Raw genomic sequence first — 21,192 nt, forward strand, 5'->3', positions numbered from 1 at the left:
TTCAGTCTCTTTTTTTGCTTAATTGAGTATAAAAACTTATTTCTGTAACTCTTCATCTGTTAGGCTTTATGGTCTATTCGACCATTACCCTGATGAATCCACCGTTAGTAAGTAAGCAAAAGAAAATACCCTCGCTTTAATGCATTGTGAATTCGCCAGTAGTATACACTGATTGTTTCAAACTTTTTTACCATAACCCAAGAAGAGGGATTGTATCTAATTATATTTAATGATAATATACTACTTAAAATAGAAATAGTATAACACATATGCCCTAAAATAAGATGAATAGTATAACTAAATCAATTGAATAATGTGAAAAAGTGTATCTATATTCATTAAGTTCACTCGCATGTAGTAATTACAAGAGAATAGGAGATCAGGATGTGAATAAGAAGAAATTTGTCTATGTAGTATCTGACTCGGTCGGTGAAACAGCTGAGTTGATGGTAAAAGCAGTTGCTTCTCAATTTACTGGGGAAGATATTGAAATCCAAAATTTTTCCTATGTAGAGGATACCAAAGATCTGAATAATGTCATTGCTGTTTCAAAGTATAGTGATGGCATCATTGCCTACACGATTGTCATTCCATCTTTAAAGAAATATCTGGATCAAAAAGCCTGTGAAGAAGGGATTATCGCAATTGATTTAATGAGTCCACTTATGACTGCATTTAGTCAGAAGTTTAATAAAGAACCTAAAGGCCAACCGGGGTTAATGAGGAAATTGGATGATAACTATTTCCGAAGGGTTGAAGCGATTGAGTTCGCCGTAAAATATGATGATGGACAAGAGGTTCAGGGGATTACACGTGCAGATATTGTATTAATAGGAGTTTCTAGAACATCGAAGACCCCCCTTTCTATGTATTTGGCCAATAAGAAGTTTAAGGTGGCAAATGTACCTTTAGTACCTGAAATAGAACCTCCTGAAGAGCTTTTTGATATTCCAAGAAACAGATGCGTAGGTTTAGTAATCACACCGGACAAACTGAATGAAATCAGAAAGGAACGATTAAAGAATTTAGGGTTAGCCACTCAAGCAAATTATGCGAATTTAGATCGAATTCTTGAGGAATTAGATTATGCTGAGAACATTATGAAACGCATCGGCTGCCCGGTTATTAATGTCTCCAATAAAGCGGTTGAAGAGACCGCTGATTCCATATTAGCCATATTAAAAAAAGAGAGGAGTTTGTTGATATGACGGCTAGATTTGTTTATATGTTTGATGAGGGAAACAGCGAATTAAAGGAACTTTTAGGAGGTAAAGGAGCAAACCTGGCCGAAATGACAAAAATCGGGTTACCTGTCCCTTATGGTTTTACTATTTCCACTGAGGCTTGCAAATCTTATTATGATGGCAGGAAATCTATTTCTGCAGAGGTCAAATTTCAAATATTGGAAGCCCTTGGTAAACTTGAAGAAAAAACAGGAAAAAAGCTTGGAGACCCTTCAAACCCACTGCTCGTTTCTGTCCGTTCCGGTGCAGTACATTCCATGCCAGGAATGATGGATACCGTATTAAACCTTGGAATGAATGATGACACTGTGGAAGGATTGGCCAAACTAACAGATAATCCGCGTTTTGCATATGACTCATATCGAAGATTCATTCAAATGTTCAGTGATGTTGTCCTCAACGTGGACAGTTTTTACTTTGAGCAGCTATTAGAGGAAACGAGGGAAAAAAAGGGATATACTTCAGATCCCCAAATGGCAACAGAAGATTGGCGGGAAGTGATCAAAGGATATAAAGAGATTGTTATGAAGCATGCTGGAAGAACTTTTCCTCAGGATCCAAAGGAACAATTATTCCTGTCCATCAATGCAGTTTTTGATTCCTGGAATAATCAACGTGCGATTGTATACCGCCGTCTTCAAAAAATTCCTGGCCACCTAGGAACAGCAGTTAATATCCAAAGCATGGTTTTTGGAAATATGAGTAACGATTCTGGTACTGGCGTTGCCTTTACACGCAACCCGTCTACAGGAGAAGCTAAGCTTTATGGTGAATATTTGATCAATGCACAGGGAGAAGACGTTGTTGCTGGAATTCGTACCCCTCAACCCATTGCGACACTTCAATATGAAATGCCAGAAGTATATCAGCAGTTTGTGGATACATGTCAATTGCTTGAAAAGCACTATCAAGACATGCAGGACATTGAGTTCACGGTAGAGCGTGGTGAGCTATTTATTCTTCAGACGCGGATGGGTAAAAGAACTGCTCAAGCAGCCATTAGAATAGCAGTTGAACTAGTAGAAGAACAGATTATCAATAAGAAAGAAGCCATCTTACGTGTAGATCCCGACCAGCTTGATCAGCTACTGCATCGTCGAATTGATGATTCCTATGAAAGAAAACAGATTGCTAAAGGGCTGCCTGCCTCTCCCGGGGCAGCAACAGGAGAAGTCGTATTTAATGCGGATGAAGCAGAGAGATTAGCAAAGGATGGCAAAAAAATCATTCTTGTACGCACAGAAACTACACCTGATGATATTCATGGTATTGTTGCCGCCCAGGCGGTTATCACTAGCCGTGGAGGAATGACAAGCCACGCGGCAGTTGTCGCAAGAGGCATGGGAAAAGCTTGTATCTGTGGCTGTGAAGCAATAAAAATTGATTTAAAATCAAAGCGGTTTAAAGTAGGAAATACGGTTGTTAACCAGGGTGAAATGATTACGATAGATGGCTCCACTGGTGAAATCATGTTAGGGGAAATTCCAATGATCGATCCACAGCTTTCAGACCAGTTCCAAGTGTTGCTTACTTGGGCAGATGAGGAACGAAAACTTGGTGTAAGAGCAAATGCTGACAATCCGGAGGACGCCAAAAAAGCGATTGAATTTGGAGCCGGGGGAATTGGACTGTGCCGTACAGAACATATGTTTATGGACATCAATCGAATCCCTACTGTTCGGGATATGATTCTGGCTGAAACATACGAGCAGCGTGAAGAGGCTCTTAATAAACTATTACCAATGCAACAAAAAGATTTTGAAGGAATTTTTGAAGCCATGGAAGGTCACCCTGTAACTATTCGTTTATTAGATCCCCCTCTTCACGAGTTCTTGCCAAATAAGGAAGAACTGCTGGTCGAAGTGACAAGGCTTCGGATGAAAAACGCATCTTCTAAAGAATTAAAGGAGAAGGAGCTTCTTCTGAGAAAAGTACGTCAATTGGATGAATTCAATCCTATGTTAGGGCACCGCGGCTGCAGAATGGGCATGATATATCCAGAAATTTATGTGATGCAGGCAAAAGCGATCTTTTATGCGATCAATGCAGTCATGCAAAAAGGAATTGGCGTAAAACCAGAGATCATGATTCCTTTAGTTGGGCATGTTAATGAGTTAAAAGAAATGCGTCAACTAGTCATTAATGCCGGGCGGCAAGTTCAAGAAGAAACAGGCCTCGAATACGATTACCTTATAGGTACGATGGTTGAAGTTCCACGAGCAGCTCTAACAGCTGACCAAATTGCGCACGAGGCAGACTTTTTTTCCTTTGGAACAAATGATTTAACTCAAACTACGTTTGGATATAGTCGTGATGACGCAGAGGGTAAGTTCCTTCAGGCATATATCGAAAACAAAATTCTGCCGGAAAATCCATTCGCTTCTCTTGACCAAGAAGGCGTAGGTAAACTTGTAGAAACTGGCGTAAAACTTGGTAGAGAAACAAAGCCGGGGTTAAAAACAGGAATTTGTGGTGAACATGGAGGAGAAAAAAGCTCGATCCAATTCTTCCATGATGCAGGTTTAGATTACGTAAGCTGCTCACCATATCGAGTGCCTCTTGCTCGCCTAGCAGCAGCTCAGGCTAATATTAAAAATGAACAAATACAGCGTGTATATGAACGTCAATCCATCCAGATGACCTAAATTTAAAAGCAGCCAAACGGCTGCTTTTCTTTGCTGTTATTGGAAACTTACGTTCAAGAATCTCCATCCCAGCTTTTGAAGGTGATTAAAGGATCAGATTTCTGCCATTCTTACGATCGTAACCACGAACCCCGGCTGTCTCCTGCAGATGCAGCTCGGGATCAAAAGAGAGGGCCTGGAGGATTCAGTAAGAGCTGTTCATCCTATTGATTTGTTGATGGAAGCAAGGCCGGTATTTAAAAGAGAAACAAATGGGCAAATAAGCGCATTACCCTTTGAAGGGCAAGCTTATGAGCTGATGAACGAATAGTATAACGATAAAGACAACCAACCAAAAAACGCTCACCTTCTGGGTTGAGCGTTTCTTGGTGGTCGCTGTCTCTTTCATGAAATATGTTTAAGGAGAGGAATTTCAAATGTTTCCTGTTAAGGAGCCTTATATCCAAGCCGCGCAGAAATTTGCAGCCCAATCTGCTGCATCCGTGGCTTAAGTAGCTCAAGCCGCTCACTTGTCATACGGATCGTTGGTCCTGAGATACTGATGGCGGCAATGACTTTTCCTAAATGGTCAAAGATAGGTACAGCTATACAAGTAATTCCATGTTCATTTTCTTCTAAATCGAGTGCATAGCCTTTTTGTTTCACTTCCATCAATTCTTGAAGGAAATCCTCTTTATTTGTAATGGTTTTGTTGGTATGCATAGGCATTCCTTTACGTTCAAGAATCTCCATAACAGCATTTGAAGGTAAATATGAAAGGATTGCTTTTCCCACTGACGTACAATGCATGGGAGCACGTTTTCCAACTTTCGAATGCATTCTTAATGTTTCATTACCATCTAATTTTTCGATATAGACGACTTCACCTTGATCATAGACGACAAGATGAACGACCTCATTGGTTTCATCTTCCAGCTCCTGCAAATAGGGTTTGGCCTCCGCTCTCAGGTCGATCGACTCAAGCAGCTTTGAACTCACCTCTAAGAATTTGTAACCAAGTTTATATCGCCCTGTTTCTTCATCTTGTTCGATATAGCCGTACAACACTAAAGTGGACAGGATTCGATAGACAGAGCTTTTATTAATATCCATTTGTTTGGATATTTCCGTAACCCCTAGACCGCCCTTTTTTAAACTTACTAGAGTAATAATATCTAATGCCCGGCTGACGGACTTGACCATATTGTCCCTTTCCAAAACCCCTCACCTCATCTGTATATATAAGAAAATTATAGCATATCTGCCGCCGGGCCTTTGACGTACCTTAAGCGTTGATGCTCTCTCTTGCTGCAACAAAAGTGTTTCGAAGCTTCCCAATCTCCTGTATTTCGCATTCGATCACATCGCCTGCTTCCACTAGCTCTGCTCCGACAGGGCTGCCCGTTAAGATGACGTCTCCCGGTTTTAGCGTCATCACACGGGTAAGATAGGAGACCATTTTCCGGATAGGGATGATCATTAATTCCGTTGAACTGTTTTGTTTTTCAACATCGTTCAGTTTTGCTGTCACTTCAACGGGAAAAGGATCCAGCTCTGTTTCAATTACAGGGCCTAATGGAGTAAAAGTGTCGAACGATTTGCCAATGGTCCAATGGCCGTCTTGATGAAAATATTGGGGAGCGGTTACATCATTTCCGATCGTATAGCCGAAAACATAATGTAACACCTCTTCTTCCGGAACATTTTTCGCCTCTTTTCCGATAACAATCGCAAGCTCAGATTCGAACTTTACTCGATCAAGAGTATCTGGTATTACTATTTCTTCTTCTGGACCAATAACCGATGATGTCGGTTTGAAGAAAAATACCGGAATCTCAGGCAGATCGCGTGGCAGTTCGTCAACGTTTGAAACGTAGTTGGCTCCGATTCCAATGATTTGATTAGGCTCCAGCGGAGAAAGAAGTTTTACTTCCGTCCAAGAAAACGTTTTTCCTGTATATTCCCATTCTCCAAACATATCCCCCTTAATTTCCCGAATGATATTATCGTCTGTGATCACACCGTTGTATACGGAAGATTGAACCGTAAATCGACTAAATTTCATCCTGACACTCCTCTCAAGTTTTAACTTTTTGTTCGATGTTCATTTTTCGGGCAACTCCCGTAACAATAGCGGCATCGGCTACGGCATCCGCTACGGCTTCTACTACTCTCTGATCAAGGGCATTTGGGATCACGTAATCGTATGTAAGCTCTTCAGATGCAATTAAGTTGGCAATGGCGAAGACCGCCGCTAGCTTCATTTCTTCATTGATTTCAGACGCGAACACCCGTAAAGCGCCTTTAAAAATACCAGGAAACGCAAGTACATTGTTCACCTGGTTCGGAAGATCGGATCGACCGGTGCCCACTACTGCCGCGCCGGCTGCCTTTGCAACTTCAGGCATAATTTCTGGTATCGGGTTGGCCATGGCAAAGATAATCGCATCTTTATCCATGGACGCTACCATTTCTGGCGAAAGGGCATTTGCCACTGAAACCCCAATAAACACATCTGCCCCTTCTATCACGTCCTGTAATGTCCCTTCGGACTTGTTCCGATTGGTACGTGCGGATATCCACTCTTTCATGGCGTTCATGCCAAACGGGCGCCCTTCATAAATCGCGCCCTTCGAGTCACAAAGAATGAGATCTTTCACACCCATATTAATGAGCAGCTTCGTTACGGCAATACCGGCAGCCCCCGCGCCATTGATAACGATTTTTGAATCTTCAATCCGTTTGTTAACGACCTTTAGCGCGTTAATCAAACCTGCTGTTGTCACAATGGCCGTTCCATGCTGGTCATCATGAAAAACAGGTATATTCATTTCCTTTTTAAGCCGTTCTTCAATGATGAAACAATGAGGTGCTGAAATATCTTCTAAGTTAATTCCGCCAAAGGTGGGTTCCAACGATTTCACGATTTGAACGATCTCCTCAGGCTCATTTGTGTTTAAACAGATAGGAAATGAATCAATTCCGGCAAAGGCTTTAAACAACGCTGCTTTTCCTTCCATAACGGGCATTGAGGCCCCTGCCCCGATATTGCCTAAACCCAAGACAGCCGAACCATCAGAAACCACCGCCACTAAGTTTCCTTTAATGGTATACTCATAGATTTTCAGGGGATCCTGGTAAATTTCTTTACAGGGTTCTGCAACACCAGGAGAATAGGCCAAACTCAAATCATCCGCATCCTCTATGGAAACCTTGACTTCCACACTTAGTTTTCCTTTCGACCGTTTGTGGAGCTCTAGCGACCTTTCCTTTAAGTTTTGCATATCCGGCACCTCCTTAATCTATTTGTTAATCAGTAATCTCAAGGCTCACTAGGACATGAGATTACTTTTTCCATTGTTCATTTTGAATAATCCAGGTGGATTAGATTATATGCTATTGTTTGACGGCAAATTTCGTCTTTGCCTCTAAACGACGGCGGTGCAGGATCGGCTCCGTGTAACCATTTGGCTGTTCATAACCTTTAAACACAAGGTCACAGGCCGCCTGAAAGGCGACGGAATTTTCATAGTCCGTCGACATCAAACGATAAGCTGGGTCATTAGCATTTTGTTCATCTACTACTTTGGCCATGCGCTTTAACGTCTCTAACACTTGTTCTTTCGTACAGATTCCGTGATGCAGCCAGTTGGCCATATGCTGGCTCGAAATTCGAAGCGTTGCTCTGTCTTCCATCAGGCCAATGTTGTTGTAATCCGGCACTTTGGAACAGCCGACACCCTGTTCAACCCAGCGAACCACGTAGCCTAAGATGCCTTGTGCATTGTTGTCTAATTCCTGCTGAATACCATCAGAGCTCCAATTCGGGGTTTTCGCTGCAGGAATTTCTAAAATGTCATCGCGCAAATCCTTAGATTCCTTAACGAGCTCATTCTGCACCTTAGAAACATCAATTTGATGATAATGCAGCGCGTGCAGTGTAGCCGCCGTCGGTGAAGGAACCCAGGCGGTATTTGCTCCTGCTTTCAAGTGGCCAATCTTTTGCTTCAGCATATCTGCCATCAAATCCGGCATCGCCCACATTCCTTTACCGATCTGGGCACGCCCCTGGAAGCCAGCAGCCAACCCGATGAGTACGTTAGATTTTTCGTATCCTTGCAGCCATCTGGATGATTTCATGTCATTCTTAAGGATCATAGGGCCAGCTTCCATAGAAGTATGGATTTCATCACCCGTTCGGTCGAGAAAGCCTGTATTGATAAAGGCGACTCTATCCTTGACTTCACGAATGCATGCTTTCAAGTTAAGCGATGTTCGCCGTTCTTCGTCCATTACGCCGATTTTTATCGTATTCCGTTCAAGTCCGAGCATGTCTTCCACGCGGTCAAGGAGCTCATTGGCAAAACCCACCTCTTCTGATCCATGCATTTTCGGCTTAACAATGTAGATCGAACCCTTAGAAGAGTTTTGATAAGGGCCCTTTTCTAGAGGATTATGCATAGCGATAAGGCTTGTCATCACCCCGTCTAGAATCCCTTCTTGAATCTCCTCTCCATCCTCAAGCAGAATCGCGTTATTCGTCATCAAGTGGCCTACATTGCGGACCAACATAAGAGATCTTCCTGACAAGGTGAATTCTTGACCTGTCGGAGAAACGTAAATGCGATCAGGATGAAGGGTCCGTGTCACTGTTTTACTTCCCTTTTGAAAGGCAGCCGATAAATCTCCCTTCATCAGGCCGAGCCAGTTGCGGTAAACGAGCACTTTATCCTCCGCATCTACGGCGGTTACGGAGTCTTCACAATCCATGATGGTTGTGATTGCTGCTTCCATAAGGATGTCTTTAATTCCAGCATCATCGGTTTTACCAATCGGGTGGTTGCGGTCAATCTGGATTTCAAAATGAAGACCGTTGTTTTTAAACAAAACGGCGGTTGGGTTTTCCTGTTCTCCCTGAACACCCGCGAGCTTTGAAGGGTCTTTGAGCCCAGTGGTCTTACCGTTGTTCAGCGTAACCGATAATCTGCCATTCTCCACGCGGTACTGAACCGCGTCTTCGTGCGAAGCATCATTTAAAGGTACAGACTGGTCGAGAAATTCTTTCCCAAAGGCGATTACCTTCTCCCCGCGCACCGCATTATAAGTCTCCCCGCGCTGGGCCCCGTTCTCTTCACTGATGGCATCGGTGCCGTAAAGAGCGTCATACAGGCTTCCCCAGCGTGCATTGGCGGCGTTAATCGCATAACGGGCATTGTTCACCGGAACGACGAGTTGTGGCCCTGCCTGTACCGCAATTTCATCGTCTACCCCTTGTGTGGTAATTTTAAACTCCTCGGCTTCCGGTTCAAGATAACCAATCTCTTGAAGAAATGATTTATAGGCATCAAAATTGAACCGTTCCCGATTTTCCACATGCCATCGGTTAATTCGGTCCTGGATTTCATCCCGTCGAGCTAATAACTCCTTGTTTTTTGGCGTTAAATCTTGGACTAACCTTTCAAAATCGGACCAGAATCTTTCAGCATCCAATCCGGATCCCGGCAGAGCCTGCGTTTGAATAAATTCATAAAGCTCTTCAGCCACTTGAAGATTCCCTTTTTTTACATAGTTTTGCATCATAAATTCCTCCTTTAACTCCATTCGAATTTTTTAGAAATCCTGTATTACCTTTGATGTTTGTTATTACAAAACGATGTTTCGTGTTTTGTTTAAAAAAGAATAGCACGGAATGATCGTGGTTTTCAATTACTTTCGGAAAATTTACACTATTTTAAAGTGCCGCTTCTTTCATCTCTTTTTTAATCTCTGCACAACGTCCCGGACTTGGAAATAATTTACCCGCATTTAATAGATTATCTGGATTGAATACTTCCCGAATGTCCGTCTGAGCCTTGATTTCTTCATCTGTGAAGACGAAACGCATTTCCTCTCTTTTCTCAATTCCTACGCCATGCTCACCTGTGATAGTACCGCCCACATCGGCACATACTTGCAAACAGGCACTCCCTGCTGCTAAAGCCTTTTCCGTTTGGCCAGGAATCCTTGCGTCAAAAAGGACCAATGGATGTAAGTTGCCGTCTCCCGCATGAAAAATATTTGCAATCCGAAGGCCAGATTCTTCACTGATTTTGTTGATTCTGCTTAACACTTCCGGAAGCCGGCTCCGCGGGATCACCCCGTCTTGCACAAGATAATCCGGAGAAATGGCTCCCATTGCCCCAAAACCGGTCTTCCGATTCGCCCACCATCTGGCTCGTTCGGATTCATCCTTGGCGACTTTCACTTCGCGAACGTTCCGGTTTTCACATACGTGCAGGATCTGGCTAATCTGTTCATTAATCCCTGCAGATATGCCATCCACTTCAATGAGGAGCAACGCCTCAATATCTCGAGGGTGGCCTACAGGAAATGCCGCTGCTTCTACTGCTTCAATAGCCGTCTTATCCATCATTTCAAGCGCAGCAGGAACGATTCCCGCTGAGATAATGTCAGAAACCGCACGGCTTCCATCGGAAACGTTATCAAAATACGCGAGCACGGTTTGTTTCGCTTCCGGGTTTTTCAGAATTCTGACGGTGATTTTCGTTACGATTCCTAATGTTCCTTCAGACCCTGTGATCAACCCGAGCAAATCATATCCAGGCGAATCAGGAATGCCGTTCTTCCCAATTTCGATAATCTTGCCGTTTGGCAAAACCACCTCCAACCCCAAAATATGATTCGTGGTTACGCCGTACTTGAGGCAATGAGCTCCCCCCGCATTTTCAGCCACATTCCCCCCTATCGTACAGCAATACTGGCTCGACGGATCGGGTGCATAGTAATACCCTTTATCAGAGATGGAGTTCGTGAGCTTGAGGTTCACAAAGCCGGGTTCAACCATCGCTCTTCGGTTCTCAAAATCTACGTGTAACAGCCGCTTCATTCTTACTAAACTAATAATCACTTCGCCATTGACCGGAATGGCCCCGCCACTTAATCCGGTCCCTGCACCGCGGGCAAGAAAGGGCAGATGGTTGTCAGAGCAATATTTTACGAGCTTTGAAACTTCCTGTGTATCTTTGGGGAAAACCACCGCTTTCGGCAGATGCTTATGAATCGTAAAGCCATCGCAGTCATACGCCAGCAAGTCTTCTTTGTGATAAAGAATCGAACGGGCACCTCCGACAATGTTGGCCAGGTTCCTAATATGTTTATCATTTGTTTTGACTTCTTTTAATGCCATCCCTCTCCCCCCTTAATTCGTCTTCTTTCTGGTAGGCCCAGTCCAGCAGTTGGACAGTGTGGACCACTTTTTGGTTTCTTCCATATTTTTGAACACCCATCGCCATCTGAAGCATGCATCCGGGATTGCCCATCGAAATCATTTCCACCTCTTCAGGAACGTTCTTCATTTTACTTTTCAGCACCTCACCAGCCATTTCAGGATTGGTAAGATTGTAGATCCCAGCACTTCCGCAGCAGCGTTCAGCATCGGGCATGTGGACCATTTTTACCCCTGGGATATCAAGCAGAAGATTGCGGGGCTCCTCCCGCACTCCTTGCCCATGTGCAAGATGGCACGCATCGTGGTACGTGATACGAGTTTTCATTTCCGCTTGCGGTTTTTCATAGCCCGTGTCATGAAGATATTTCGAAATGTCTTCAACCTTGGCCGAGAAATCTTGTGCTTTCGCTTGCCATTCGGGCTCTTCACGGAACAATTCGGCATATTCCTTCATCATGCAGCCACAGCCGGCCGCGTTCACAATTATTTTTTCAGCATCTTTAAACGCTTCGATATTCTGCTTGGCAAGATTTCTTCCCATTTCTCGTTCACCCGCATGGACATGGAGCGCGCCACAGCACGTTTGCGTTTCTGGTATGACCACATCATTTCCGTTTCGTGTGAGAACATTGATTGTTGCCTCATTAATGTCGCTGAACATCACATCCATGACACATCCCGTTAACAACGCCACTTCATGCTTTGTTTCGCCTTTTGCATTGATCACTTTTTCACCCTTGTATTTTTTACGCACAGGTTCTTTAATGTCTGGAAGGATCCGTTCCATATCAGCGAGGTGGTCAGGCATCACCTTTAAAAGTCCCGATTTACGGACCACCTTTTGCATACCGCTCTTTTGATAAAACTTTAATAAACGACCGAGGGCATTCATTCGCTGCTGATGAGGAAACAGGCTTTCCAGAAAAAGCTTGCTTACCGCCTTTTTGTATCCGGTTAAGGGCATCGCTTGGCGAATTTGCCCGCGCGCCTCTTCGATCAGACCGCCGACATCCACATCAGCTGGACAGGCCGTTGTACACGCACGACAGTCAAGACAGGCAAACACAGGATCCATAAATTGTTCATTGACTTGCAGTTTTCCTTCTGCCACCGATTTGATGAGATGGACCCGGCCGCGGGGGGAATGCTGCTCCTGGCCGGTGAGTTCATATGTAGGACAGGATTCCAGACACATCCCGCAATGTACACAATCCGCCCATTTGTTTTCGTCAGGGGGATCGCTCCATCGATAATTGCTCAGGCTGGTTGTTGTACAGGCTGGCCGTTCCTTCACATCGCTTTCCGTTATACTCACCTTTAAATCCCTCCCACAAATCGTTGATCATTAAGAATTCTATTTGGGTCGACTTTGGCTTTAATTCCTTCAAACAAATAGAAATGGCACGGCTGTTCCCCCCAAACACTCAATTGCTGCCGGAGTACGTAAGGCAGATGTCTAACAATGAGATATCCGTTTAACTGTTCAACAAATTTTCTTAGTTGAAGAATCGCCTGCAGGACATCGTCGCTCGCACCTTTTAGATTCACTTGGCATAAACCATGTCCTAATCCGGCATGTCCCTCAATTACCAGGTTGTGGCTGTCTTGCATAAGAGCGCTTTCCTTTAATACATGAAGACCATCCAGGTTCGTCACACCAATTTTGACCGCTGCTTCTGTTTCTTTAGCAGTTGAATCAATCGCTCCATTCGGTCCGATGGTATATAATTTCTCCCAAAAGGCCCCGGCTTCTTTTTGGTGCAAAATGTCCAAATTCGTTTGGACCGGCTGAATGCTCCTAACAAATTCCTCCTGGTAATGGACAGCGCTTTCCACATCCTCGAAGCTGATGGCTAATGTATAACATTTTTTTCCGGTCAAGGTTTCGGATAAGGATGGAGTCAACAATTCAAGTGCGGCGGGTTCCATCATCGATTCTAAAAGACTAGTGACAAATGAACGAATAGACTCGAATTTTCCTTCCGGAAAGGCCAAAAGCATCAGACTTTCATACTTTGCAAGCGGACGGAGTTTGAGTGTAACTTCAGAGATAACGGCCAGCGTTCCCATTGACCCGATAAAGAGCTTGTTCATATCATAGCCCGCAACATTTTTTACGACTTTTCCACCGGTTCGAATCATTGAACCATTGGGATAGACCATTTGAAGTCCGATGACAACATCCCTTGGTGAACCATAGCCGAGCCGCTTGGGACCGCTTTCATTTGCACCGATGATACCGCCAATGGTTGCGTATTCGGGCCAAGCCGGATCCAGTGAAACCTTCTGTTGATGCTCTGCTAAGTAAGTTTGCAATTCATGAAAAGGGGTACCTGCTTTCACGGTGATGGTCATATTGCCAGCTGTATGTTCTACAATGCCTTTATATTTCGATAATGAAAGCAAGATATCCGCCGTTTCCATTAGTCCACCGAATCCTCTTTTCGTTCCTCCCCCTTGAACGCAAACTTTTTTCTCATAACCATTGGCATATTTCAACACTCTTTCGATTTCTTTTTCGGTTTTTGGAAATACAGTGATGAAACCCCCGTTCCCCAGGGGATGGCTTTTGCTTTCACCTGTTATAATTTGACCTTCAGGTAAAAGGGAGTTTAGATCCGTGTGTAATGAGGTCGTGATCAATACTTTACACCTCCTGTTGTTTGGTAATAAGAAACACTGTTTCGAATAATCTTAAAAAAAATAGTCTTCATAGCATCAGGTTTTAAATTTAACTTCATTAAACCATCATGAACCTCTTTTTTCAATGTATTTACCAAAAAATTTTAAATATTTAATTAAATCAGCCAATGATATGGGTATTATTCATGTTTTTTTATTAGATGAGCTAAATTAACTCTTGATACGTCCTTGCCCTTCATTCGTGGTTTTCTTCTCCATTATGAGGTCATTTAGGACATTGACCGTTATCCCTGAGCTCCACACTTTCTTTGGCACCGACTACACTCTGCCCTTAATCAATTTTTGCGTAAATTGACAAAACTATTCGAATACTTAAAAATTATATTGTCTTAAATTTAGATGGGAGGTTGTTTTGCATGCATAAACTTAAACATTCGATTCTTTCAATCATTGCTGCTGTTGGACTTATGGCTGGATGCTCCATTGCTTCAGCCGATACGTCCCAGGCAAATCACCATCAGTGGATCGCTTCGTGGGGAGCCAGCCAGCAGATGCCACGTGAATCCGGTGTTTCTCACGATGGATTTAAGAACCAAACCATTCGGATGATTGTAAATCCTAATCAAGGAGGTAAAGATGTCAGGCTGCGTTTTTCTAACCTTTATGGAGTGAAGCCTTTGGTGCTGGATAAAGTATTACTCGCTCATTCGGCAACCGGTGCTGAGACGGTACCAAAAACGGGACGTATGGTTACCTTTAAAGGTAAGAAACGCACAGTCATACCTGTGGGAAGGGAAATCAGCAGTGACAGTGTAGATTTTGAAGTAAAAGAGAATCAAGATTTGACTGTATCCGTCTATACACACTCTGCCACAGGGCCAACGACTTGGCATCCCCTATCAAAACGAACAACCTATGTATCAGAACAGGGTGATCACACTTCGGAAAACCAGAGTACTTCCTTTACAAAAGGCTTTAAAAACTGGTTTTGGATGGAAGGGATCGATGTTGCCGCTAAGGATAAAAAAACACGTGTCATTATCACGTTGGGAGATTCCATCACGGATAGTTATGGATTCACCTCGAATCCTAACCGCAGCTGGGGAGATTACTTTGATCAGAGACTGCAAGAGAAGTACAAGCATCGTTCAATTTCAGTTATCAATTCAGGTATTTCAGGCAATCGAATTCTTCGGGATTCTCCTATTTTTGGTGAAAAGGCGCTCGATCGATTGAACCATGATGTACTTGAGCAACCTGGCGTAACCGATATGATTGTCTTAGAAGGCATAAATGATATTGGACAGGATCCACACGAGTTCGATTCCAGCAAAATTATTGCCGGAATGCAGCAGATCATTGACAAGGCACACGCGAAAGGAATCAAGGTCTATGGGGGAACACTCACACCTTTTCGGGGGACAACCATCGCTAACTACTTTACAGAAGAAGGAGAAAAAACGAGAGAAGAGGTTAATCATTGGATACGTACAAGCGGGGCATTTGACGAAGTGATTGATTTTGAACGGATGATCCAAGACCCGGCAGATCCAAAACGCCTGCTGCCTGCTTTTGACTCGGGTGATCATCTGCATCCAAGTGATGCTGGATTCCAGGCAATGGCCAACGGAATTGACATTGCACTACTTGAGTGATATAAAAGCTCTTTTGTGTGGGTACACAGCCCACCATAAGGGCTTATTTACTTGCCTAGATGAAAACAGCCGGATGTAATTTTAGGTCAGTACACTTTTGCACAAACCCTCTGTACATTATTTCTTTCCGGTACTGGGCTCGCTCGGTTTTGTATGAACGACATTCGGGATCTTTCTCATTGAAAAAAGGAGACAAGCCGCCTGTTCTTTTATATTCTACATCACCGATTGAACAGGGATCTCATATTGCAGCACGGGATTTAGAGAAAGTGGCCAAAGTGAGAGAACATGGAATTCCCATATATCTGAATGCCTCTATTAAGGAGGCCCGCGGAAAGGGGAAGGTTGAGGAAATTGACGTTCTGCAACATGATGAAATGATGTGATAGGCGCATATTCAATTTGTATAGGATGGTGGCAGCATGTTTCATTTTCAAAGGAATCAAAGAAACGCTTCTTCCTTATCATTTTTTACTCATCATATAACCTGACAACTCCTCACTTATTCATCATTATTATGATTAGACTTCTCTTTCACGCGCTTAATCACCTCCATAGTAATGTTGAAAATGGTAAAAACCCAGCTTAACGTGCTGGGTTTTGTTTTCTAGGTTTATATCGTTAAGCGACTTACTAATAAAATAAATTACCGCCCTTTGAACTTCGGCCCTCTCTTAGTAAAGAACGCCATGACACCCTCTACTGCGTCTTCTGATGTCATCACTCTTTTTACATTATTTCGTTCAATTTCCATACCTTCATCCAATTGAACCTCGGATCCTCGGTAAACCGCATCAAGGATGCCTTTCATCGCCAAAGGCGGTCCGTCTGCGAGCTGTTTCGCCCATTTCAACGCTTCATCCAACAGCCGTTCCTGTGGGACAATCCGATTGATCAGACCTAGATCTGCTGCTTTTTGAGCAGAAATTCGATCTCCGGTCAACAGGAGTTCCAAGGCCCTGCGCTGCCCAATCTGCCGTGGAAGACGCTGTGTGCCGCCATAACCTGGCATTATCCCAAGCCGGATCTCAGGCTGACCAAGTTCTGCCGTATCGGAGGCGATGGACAGGTGGCACGCCATTTGCAATTCATTTCCGCCGCCCAGCGCTTTTCCATTAATACAGGCAATAACCGGTTTAGGAAACCTTTCAATATAATTGAAAAAATCATGCATGCGGTTAAGTGTAACGTCTGCGGTGCCTCTATCCGCCATTTCCCCAAACTCGGAAATATCCGCTCCGCTAGAGAAGTTTTTTTCTCCTGAACCGGTCAGAACGATTGCACCGACATTAGGATTAAGCTCCAGTTGACGAAACACGGCTTGAAGTTCATATAATGTTTCATTATTAAGCGCATTGGCAGGAGGCCGGTTAATGGTGATAAGAGCCACGTTCTCCTTTAGCTCAAGCAAACCTTGTTTTTCGGTTTTATTCATTATTCCGCCTCCCTTTCTATGATCACCGCAACCGCCATCCCAAAGCCTATACACATGGTGGCCAGACCGAATCTTCCATTTCTGCGCTCCAGTTCATTCGTCATCGTTGCAATGATCCTTGCACCGCTTGCACCGAGCGGGTGTCCTAAAGCAATGGCTCCTCCGTTTGGATTGATTTTACCAGGATCGGCACCCGTTTCCCTTTGCCATGCCAATACAACGGATGCAAATGCCTCGTTCACTTCAAATACATCGATCTCCGTGAGGGCCAGGCCTGCCTTTTTCAAAACTTTATCTGTAGCAGGAATAATTGCTGTCAGCATGATTTCCGGATCAACCCCGGCAAGCGCGGTCGCTACAATCCTGGCACGCGGCTTCAAGCCAATTTCCACAGCCTTTTTTCTTGATGCCAGAAGAACAGCCGCAGAACCATCGCTGATCTGGCTCGAATTTCCCGCTGTTATATGGCCGTCCGGTCGAAAAGAAGGACGAAGGTTTGCCAAGGCTTCCTTCGTTGTGTCCGGCCTAACCGTTTCATCTACTTCCAACAAGAACTGTTCACCTTCAGCACTCCGGCCTTCAATCGAAACAATCTCATGGTCAAACCACCGCTCATTTTGTGCTTTCAGAGCCTTCTGATGGCTTATAAACGAGAACTCATCCATCTCAGTTCGGGTAATACCCCATCTCTCGCCAATCAATTCAGCGGAAAACCCTTGTGGAATGATCGTATACTGATCGAGAAGGTGAGGGCTGTAATTTCCCCCATCGCTTCCCATCGGCACCCGGTTCATGCTCTCAACTCCTGCTGCAATCACACAGTCTGACATTCCGGCCATAATGGCATGAGTCCCTTGGGCGAGCGTTTCCAGACTCGAAGCACACATCCGGTTGACGCTTACTCCGCATACCTCCACTGGAAATCCGGCAATGAGGCCCGCCATACGGCCGATATTTGCCCCCTGTTCATCGATTTGCGTTACACATCCCATTTTAATATCTTCCACCTCCGCCGGGTTTAAGTGATTACGGGAAACCAATTCTTTTAAAACGGACGCCGCCATCTCATCCGGGCGGGTTCCTGACAGTGACCCTTTTTTTCTGCCGATGGGAGTTCGAACGGCATCAATAATGACCGCATCCCTGTCCGCCAACATCCTCATCCTTTCATTTTCGAATTTTTAAGATGTCGCTGTATTGTTGTTTAAAAGGTGAATAAATCAATTCCTCCTGCTACAGGAAGGCCTGCACCGGTTATATAGTTCGCTTGATCAGACGCCAAAAACGTTATCGCATGGGCAATATCTTCGGGTTCACCCGGACGTTTAAGGGCCGTTCTTGCAATCATCCGTTCCCGCATATCCGGATTGGTCATCTGGAACGCCTCTGTATTAATGATCCCTGGCACAATAGCGTTTACAGTAATATTGTATCTTGCCCCTTCCAATGCCAGTGTCCGAGTAAGGCCCAAAATTCCTGCCTTTGTTGTGGAATAACTTGCTTGTCCATAACCGCCGTGTGTCCCGGCTACCGATGCCATGTTGATCACACGGCCGCGCTTTTGTTTTTTCATATATGGCCAGACCGCTTTACAGCAGTTGTAAGCCCCGGTTAAATTAACGGAAAGGTCTCGTTCCCAATACGCATCATTCTGATCCTCGAGCTTAACCGTGTGATCAAGAGTGGCTGCGTTATTGATCAGGATATCTATATGCCCGAATTGTTCATTCACCTCGGCCATAACCCTGCTAACTTCTTCACGGTTCGTCACGTCCATTCGAAAAGCGGCCGACCTGCGCCCCATTTGTTTAATTTGTTCCATTGTCGTTTTTGTAAATATTTTTTTGGTCATGGTCATTACTTGCGCGACGGGACCCAGCCTCTCTGACGTTTCATCCAGATTTTCATCATCTTCCACAAGAATATCAGTCACGATGACGTCAGCGCCTGCTTCAGCCAATGCAAGAGCATCTACCCTGCCCAATCCTCTTGAAGCTCCTGTTACGAAAGCCACCTTCCCTTCTAGCGGCAATTTCATCTATTCATCCCTCCCTGATTGATGCATAGTCAAACCCACTGCAATCTCATCAGCTGCACTGCTGGCTGCCACTGGGTGTTCTTCAGCATAGACCTTTTTAATGATATTCTTATATTTTTCCTCGATTACCGGCAGGCGGACCTTTAACGAGGGCGTTAGCTCTCCTGTACCGGTTGTCCATTCATCCCCCAGGATGACCACTTTTTTCGGTTGTTCATAACGCGGAAACTTTTTTGTGCGCTCATCGACTTCTCTCCGCAATAATTTCTGTACTTCTTCGTTTCTGACGATCGCTTCATAATGATCAGGCCAACCTCTCTTCTTTGCCCACGGCACTAGGACCGAAAAATCAGGAGTAACGAGAACAATGACGTATTTCTGATTTTGGCCGATCAAAACACAATTTTCGATATAGGAGCTTAAATTGATGGCATTTTCCACAGGCTGAGGAGCCACATTTTTCCCTGTTTTCAGGACGATGATCCTCTTCTTTCGATCGACGATCGAGAGGAACCCGTCTCCGTCCAGTTTCCCAAGATCTCCTGTCAACAGCCAGCCGTCCCTGAATGCCTCCCTTGTTGCCTTTTCATTATTGTAATAGCCTGTCATCACGCTCGGGCCCCTAACCATCACCTCTCCATCAGGTGCCAAACGCATTTCCAGGTTAGGAAGGATTTTACCTACCGTGCCCACTTTCGTCCGTATCATAGGATTAGCTGCAATCACTGGCGAAGTTTCAGTCAGCCCATAGCCTTCAAGGGCAGGCAAATCGATCGCCCAAAAGAATCTCCCGATTTCAGGACTGAGCGCACCGCCCCCGGAAATTAGCCCCCTGAGCCGGCCACCTAGTTGTTTTTTAACCTTTTTATAGACAAGCCAATTAGCAAGTGCCCATTTTCTTCGTAACGCTTTGGGAACAGATCCTTGTTTCATGATCTCATCCACCGATTGCGTGACATAACCCTCATACCGTTTCATACCGACTCCTAATGCCCAGCTGAAAATTTTTCTTCGCAGGGGAGTCCCCGCTTCAATTTTTTCTTGAACCCTCGTATACACTTTTTCTAAAAGGAGCGGCACACTTACAAGTACAGTGGGTCTCACTTCGAGAAGGTTCTCAGACACCTTCTCCATACTCTCCGCATAAGCGATGGCAGATCCCGCAGATAGCGGAACAAATTGTCCCGCCATCCGTTCGAAAACGTGAGATAACGGAAGGTGTGAAAGCAGGACATCGGTTGGCCTGGCTTCCAGTACCCAAAACTGCACGCCTTCCACATTTGATAAAATATTCCCGTGCGTCAGCATCGCACCCTTTGGATGCCCGGTTGTGCCTGATGTATGAATAATGGTGGCCAGCTGCATCCTGTCGATGTGTTTCCACATCTCTTCCCACATCTGCAGCGGATGATCCCCACCCATTTTCATGAGAATTTCATACGTAAAAACCTGTCCAGTGTCATGATGACCTTCGTCCGGCTCCATTACGATAATGAAGAGAACTCCCGTCTCTGCGGTGCTTACCTTTCGGAGCAGTGCATCATTTTGTACGATAACCGCCTTACACTCTGAATTATTGATAATAAAAGCAACCTGATCTTGCGGAAGAGCAGCGTGGACCGGAACACTAACAGCTCCGAGGCTCATGATAGCAAGATCGCAAATTGGCCACACCGGGTTATTTTCAGAAAGAATGGCTACTTTATCACCTGTCCCTACACCAAGCAGCGCCAGTCCAGCCGCTGTATTCCGGATTCTCCCCCAAAACTCCCCGTAGGTCATGCTTTCAAATTGCCCCTTGCTCTTCCACATGAGAGCAGTTCTATCAAAATACCGATCTACCGAATACTTGACCATTTCAACTAGATTTTCAGCTTTCATGAAACACCTCCAAACAGGAACTGTTCCTCCCCACCTCGTCCATAGCTCTCGAGTTCTTTTGTGAAGCTGCCGGCCAGCTGCTACAAGTGATCAACAACGTTGTACTGGCGCAAAACGCTCTCTATTTTAATCGCTTTCCCGATATCGCCCCTGATCTTCAGTTTTCCCGACATGAAAGCAACGGTTCCGTTTAATTTTCCAAGCAGCATCTTCTTAAAATCTGGAAAAGACATCTGGATTGTGCAGTCTGCCTTGTCAGGAGATCCTACTGATACCTTTGCTGTTCCGTCAGCCAAATGCAGCTGAAAAGAGTAATCCTCATCTGTGATGTCATATTGATAGATTACATTCATCTCCTTAATGGGCTCAGGATTTTCATTCAGCACCTGTTCGATTTTTTGTCCTGTTTCCTGTACAGAATATTCCTCAATTGCCTTTGCCATG

16 protein-coding genes and 1 pseudogene are annotated in these 21,192 nt (G+C 44.6%); 5 read left to right on the forward strand and 12 right to left on the reverse strand.

What is annotated here, in order from left to right:
* The first annotated feature begins 386 nt into the window (after window positions 1-386).
* The 3 genes and pseudogenes from QYF49_RS15715 to QYF49_RS15725 form a co-directional block, all read left to right on the forward strand.
* Complete coding sequence (locus QYF49_RS15715) at window positions 387-1,208, forward strand: pyruvate, water dikinase regulatory protein (protein ID WP_290400557.1); 822 nt, start codon at window positions 387-389, stop codon at window positions 1,206-1,208.
* Window positions 1,205-3,889 (forward strand): pyruvate, phosphate dikinase, encoded by a 2,685-nt coding sequence (gene ppdK, locus QYF49_RS15720; protein WP_290400558.1) that lies wholly within the window; start codon window positions 1,205-1,207, stop codon window positions 3,887-3,889. The genes QYF49_RS15715 and ppdK overlap by 4 nt, the downstream gene beginning before the upstream one ends.
* 112 nt (window positions 3,890-4,001) lie before the next feature.
* A pseudogene (locus QYF49_RS15725) lies at window positions 4,002-4,199 on the forward strand (hypothetical protein); the annotation flags it as partial.
* Window positions 4,200-4,315: 116 nt separating this feature from the next.
* On the opposite strand, the gene QYF49_RS15730 reads toward QYF49_RS15725, so the two are convergent.
* The 7 genes from QYF49_RS15730 to QYF49_RS15760 form a co-directional block, all read right to left on the reverse strand.
* Window positions 4,316-5,086: an IclR family transcriptional regulator gene (locus QYF49_RS15730; protein ID WP_290400559.1), complete on the reverse strand. Its 771-nt coding sequence runs from the start codon at window positions 5,084-5,086 to the stop codon at window positions 4,316-4,318.
* A 67-nt stretch (window positions 5,087-5,153) separates the two neighbouring features.
* Window positions 5,154-5,933, reverse strand: coding sequence for a fumarylacetoacetate hydrolase family protein (locus tag QYF49_RS15735; RefSeq protein WP_290400560.1), 780 nt, complete (start codon window positions 5,931-5,933; stop codon window positions 5,154-5,156).
* Between the two features lie 13 nt (window positions 5,934-5,946).
* Window positions 5,947-7,152, reverse strand: a complete 1,206-nt coding sequence (locus QYF49_RS15740) for an NAD(P)-dependent malic enzyme (RefSeq protein ID WP_290400561.1) — start codon at window positions 7,150-7,152, stop codon at window positions 5,947-5,949.
* Window positions 7,153-7,264: 112 nt separating this feature from the next.
* The gene (locus tag QYF49_RS15745) at window positions 7,265-9,445 is read right to left on the reverse strand and encodes a malate synthase G (RefSeq protein WP_290400954.1); all 2,181 of its coding nucleotides are present in this window, start codon (window positions 9,443-9,445) and stop codon (window positions 7,265-7,267) included.
* Window positions 9,446-9,599: 154 nt separating this feature from the next.
* Entirely contained in the window at window positions 9,600-11,054 is a 1,455-nt protein-coding gene (locus tag QYF49_RS15750) for an FAD-binding oxidoreductase (protein WP_290400562.1), read from the reverse strand.
* Window positions 11,026-12,411 (reverse strand): (Fe-S)-binding protein, encoded by a 1,386-nt coding sequence (locus QYF49_RS15755; protein ID WP_290400563.1) that lies wholly within the window; start codon window positions 12,409-12,411, stop codon window positions 11,026-11,028. The genes QYF49_RS15750 and QYF49_RS15755 overlap by 29 nt, the downstream gene beginning before the upstream one ends.
* A gap of 2 nt (window positions 12,412-12,413) precedes the next feature.
* Window positions 12,414-13,739, reverse strand: a complete 1,326-nt coding sequence (locus QYF49_RS15760) for an FAD-binding oxidoreductase (protein WP_425589596.1) — start codon at window positions 13,737-13,739, stop codon at window positions 12,414-12,416.
* Between the two features lie 416 nt (window positions 13,740-14,155).
* Between QYF49_RS15760 and QYF49_RS15765 the strand changes: the two genes are divergently transcribed.
* Together QYF49_RS15765 and QYF49_RS15770 are read left to right on the forward strand one after the other, a co-directional pair.
* Complete coding sequence (locus QYF49_RS15765) at window positions 14,156-15,394, forward strand: SGNH/GDSL hydrolase family protein (RefSeq protein WP_290400564.1); 1,239 nt, start codon at window positions 14,156-14,158, stop codon at window positions 15,392-15,394.
* 179 nt (window positions 15,395-15,573) lie between these two features.
* The gene (locus tag QYF49_RS15770) at window positions 15,574-15,780 is read left to right on the forward strand and encodes a hypothetical protein (protein ID WP_290400565.1); all 207 of its coding nucleotides are present in this window, start codon (window positions 15,574-15,576) and stop codon (window positions 15,778-15,780) included.
* Window positions 15,781-16,040: 260 nt separating this feature from the next.
* On the opposite strand, the gene QYF49_RS15775 is transcribed toward QYF49_RS15770, so the two are convergent.
* The 5 genes from QYF49_RS15775 to QYF49_RS15795 form a co-directional block, all read right to left on the reverse strand.
* Window positions 16,041-16,829: an enoyl-CoA hydratase/isomerase family protein gene (locus tag QYF49_RS15775; protein WP_290400566.1), complete on the reverse strand. Its 789-nt coding sequence runs from the start codon at window positions 16,827-16,829 to the stop codon at window positions 16,041-16,043.
* The gene (locus QYF49_RS15780) at window positions 16,829-17,992 is read right to left on the reverse strand and encodes a thiolase family protein (RefSeq protein ID WP_290400567.1); all 1,164 of its coding nucleotides are present in this window, start codon (window positions 17,990-17,992) and stop codon (window positions 16,829-16,831) included. The genes QYF49_RS15775 and QYF49_RS15780 overlap by 1 nt, the downstream gene beginning before the upstream one ends.
* A gap of 41 nt (window positions 17,993-18,033) precedes the next feature.
* Complete coding sequence (locus QYF49_RS15785) at window positions 18,034-18,867, reverse strand: SDR family NAD(P)-dependent oxidoreductase (protein ID WP_290400568.1); 834 nt, start codon at window positions 18,865-18,867, stop codon at window positions 18,034-18,036.
* Complete coding sequence (locus QYF49_RS15790) at window positions 18,868-20,748, reverse strand: AMP-dependent synthetase/ligase (RefSeq protein WP_290400569.1); 1,881 nt, start codon at window positions 20,746-20,748, stop codon at window positions 18,868-18,870.
* 80 nt (window positions 20,749-20,828) lie between these two features.
* Entirely contained in the window at window positions 20,829-21,191 is a 363-nt protein-coding gene (locus tag QYF49_RS15795; protein WP_290400570.1) for an SCP2 sterol-binding domain-containing protein, read from the reverse strand.
* Window position 21,192 lies beyond the last annotated feature (1 nt).

The organism is Fictibacillus terranigra, from assembly GCF_030412265.1.
Lineage (GTDB): Bacteria > Bacillota > Bacilli > Bacillales > Fictibacillaceae > Fictibacillus_C > Fictibacillus_C terrinigri.

What these genes read in the sequence shown, in the direction of transcription:
- ppdK (WP_290400558.1), top strand. Translation starts at nt 1,205, where the DNA reads ATGACGGCTAGATTTGTTTATATGTTTGATGAGGGAAACAGCGAATTA.
- QYF49_RS15735 (WP_290400560.1), bottom strand. Translation starts at nt 5,933, where the DNA reads ATGAAATTTAGTCGATTTACGGTTCAATCTTCCGTATACAACGGTGTG.
- QYF49_RS15740 (WP_290400561.1), bottom strand. Translation starts at nt 7,152, where the DNA reads ATGCAAAACTTAAAGGAAAGGTCGCTAGAGCTCCACAAACGGTCGAAA.
- QYF49_RS15745 (WP_290400954.1), bottom strand. Translation starts at nt 9,445, where the DNA reads ATGCAAAACTATGTAAAAAAAGGGAATCTTCAAGTGGCTGAAGAGCTT.
- QYF49_RS15750 (WP_290400562.1), bottom strand. Translation starts at nt 11,054, where the DNA reads ATGGCATTAAAAGAAGTCAAAACAAATGATAAACATATTAGGAACCTG.
- QYF49_RS15765 (WP_290400564.1), top strand. Translation starts at nt 14,156, where the DNA reads ATGCATAAACTTAAACATTCGATTCTTTCAATCATTGCTGCTGTTGGA.
- QYF49_RS15775 (WP_290400566.1), bottom strand. Translation starts at nt 16,829, where the DNA reads ATGAATAAAACCGAAAAACAAGGTTTGCTTGAGCTAAAGGAGAACGTG.
- QYF49_RS15780 (WP_290400567.1), bottom strand. Translation starts at nt 17,992, where the DNA reads ATGAGGATGTTGGCGGACAGGGATGCGGTCATTATTGATGCCGTTCGA.
- QYF49_RS15785 (WP_290400568.1), bottom strand. Translation starts at nt 18,867, where the DNA reads ATGAAATTGCCGCTAGAAGGGAAGGTGGCTTTCGTAACAGGAGCTTCA.
- QYF49_RS15790 (WP_290400569.1), bottom strand. Translation starts at nt 20,748, where the DNA reads ATGAAAGCTGAAAATCTAGTTGAAATGGTCAAGTATTCGGTAGATCGG.
- QYF49_RS15795 (WP_290400570.1), bottom strand. Translation starts at nt 21,191, where the DNA reads ATGGCAAAGGCAATTGAGGAATATTCTGTACAGGAAACAGGACAAAAA.